This window comes from Moorena sp. SIO3H5 (genome assembly GCF_010692395.1).
Lineage (GTDB): Bacteria > Cyanobacteriota > Cyanobacteriia > Cyanobacteriales > Coleofasciculaceae > Moorena.
In genome coordinates, this window is sequence record NZ_JAAHHS010000703.1 from 1 (window position 1) to 2,037 (window position 2,037).

Annotated in this window: 1 protein-coding gene; it reads right to left on the bottom strand. The window is 42.6% G+C overall.

The features are described from left to right. Positions 1 to 258: 258 nt before the first annotated feature. Positions 259 to 1,614: a sigma-70 family RNA polymerase sigma factor gene (locus F6K52_RS35710; protein WP_293089849.1), complete on the bottom strand. Its 1,356-nt coding sequence runs from the start codon at positions 1,612 to 1,614 to the stop codon at positions 259 to 261. Between the last annotated feature and the right edge of the window lie 423 nt (positions 1,615 to 2,037).

Consider the following 2,037-nt stretch of genomic DNA (forward strand, 5'->3'; position numbering starts at 1 on the left):
AAAATGCGCTTCATCTTTATTTAGTTAATAGGGGTCAAACTTGAGACAAAATTTTATTTTTTTGTCTCAACACCTTAAAGACGATTAGAAGCAGTGGTTTCTGAATTTTTAAAATTAGAGAAGCAGTAGAGGGGGAAATAAACTCATCACTCCCAAAGTCTACCAACTGTGATCGCATTCCACAAAAAATAAAAGTGATCACCAATAATTACCAAACTATACTAACCGCGTTCGCGTTCAGCGGTCAGTCGTCAGCCCTCAGCCATTCCCAAGGTCTGAGGGGGTGACAAAAATGCCTGTAAGCTTTACTGGATGAAAATTTGAGCAAATTGTGATCAAAAAAGATAAACTCGCTATGGCATTGTATATAGGGTTTCTAGGACTCATGAGGTACACATTATTTTTTCCCTCTTCCCTCTTCCCTCTTCTCTCTTCCCTCTTCCCTGCTCCCGTCTTGATGCAGTCGCTCATGGGGGAAACCCCCAAGACCGCGCTGCATCGCTGCTCCCTGCTCCCTGCTCCCTTTAAACCAGAAATTTGTACCTCACAAGTCGTATAATTGCTATAAATGCGAGATGATTTTGATAGTTTTGTGGGGTGGGCATCTGGCTGTGGAACAGGCATCTGGCTGTGGAACAGGCATCTTGCCTGTTTCAATTTCCGGGCAGGCAAGATGCCCACCCCACTGATTTTCATCCCGCCCCTCAGCAATGCCTCATTATTTACTTCTAACTTCTCCTCAGAAGTAGCTGCAACAGGAACCGACTCAGAGTGCTGCACCAATAGTGCTACCTCCTGCACTTCCTCACCAACACCACTATCCAGTTCCTCCACCGCAACAGATGATGTCACCGTCTCGCCCACAATTGGTTTAACTTCCCCATTCGGCTGGGACATTTCCCTAATTGTTGACTCTGTTGCCTGATTAATTGGTGTAACCGATAAATCCTGATCAGTCTCATCCTCCCCAATAAAATATCCCCTCAACTCTTCTCTCAGAATGGCTCGCGCCTGGGAGATGCGCTTACAGACATTCTGGTAGGAAATATTTTGCTGTTGGGCTATCTCTCGATAAGACAGTTCTTGATAAAAGTGCAGGATAAAGGTCTGGTGCAGCCGAGGTGGTAAGTTATCAATGGCACGGCGGATCGCAATCTTTTTCTCGTCTGTTTCCAAAACCCTTTCTGGGGTATCGTCACAGGAAACCAGTCCTTTTTCCTCTGGAATCCCTTCTATATCCTCAACCTGGTTGGCGCTGCGACCATGTTCTCGATGAATATCCACGCAGAGGTTATGAGTCAGCTTTGTCAGCCAAGCCTTAAAATTAGCGATTTTCCCGGCAAATTTTTGCACCTTCTCCCATGCCTTGAGCATCGCCCGACTCAGGGCATCTTCAGCATCGGTAGGGTTTCCACCCATCCACCTGAGACAGCGATGATAGAGATAGTCTTGATATTGCTGCCACTGCTGCCAAAACTGTTTTTCTGAAACGTGATGGGATTGGCCCAATGCAGTAGAAGTGGCTTCTAATTGAATATCTGACATCGTAATTGATTGATCAACACAATGGTGTATGGTCTCCACTGGAGTCCAGGGCTGATTTGTACTCGACATTTTTGACCTGGATTACCCGATCACCATTTGAGAGTATAGCGGTTTTTAGTCTCTTAATCTCATAAAACTCATGTAAAAATTCATGTAAAAACTCATGTAAAAATTCATGTAAAAACTCATATAAAAACTCATATAAAAACTCATTTATATAGTTTATATATAGGTTGTAAACAAAATTATTGATCAAAAAGACAAAAAGCAAGAGACGAAAGGCAATAGGGGAAAGAGATTCGAGGTTTTATTGTCCAATCAAAAAATACCTTATAAGTTTACAACTCAAATACAAACCCTATATATAGTCGAAAGTCGGGAGTCAACAGAAGCGGGAAATGGCGAGAATTATCCCTATATACCCATTTTCCGCTTATAAAAATCTGATGAAATCGCGTTTATACAAACAAAATTAAGGATTTTAAAGGGTAA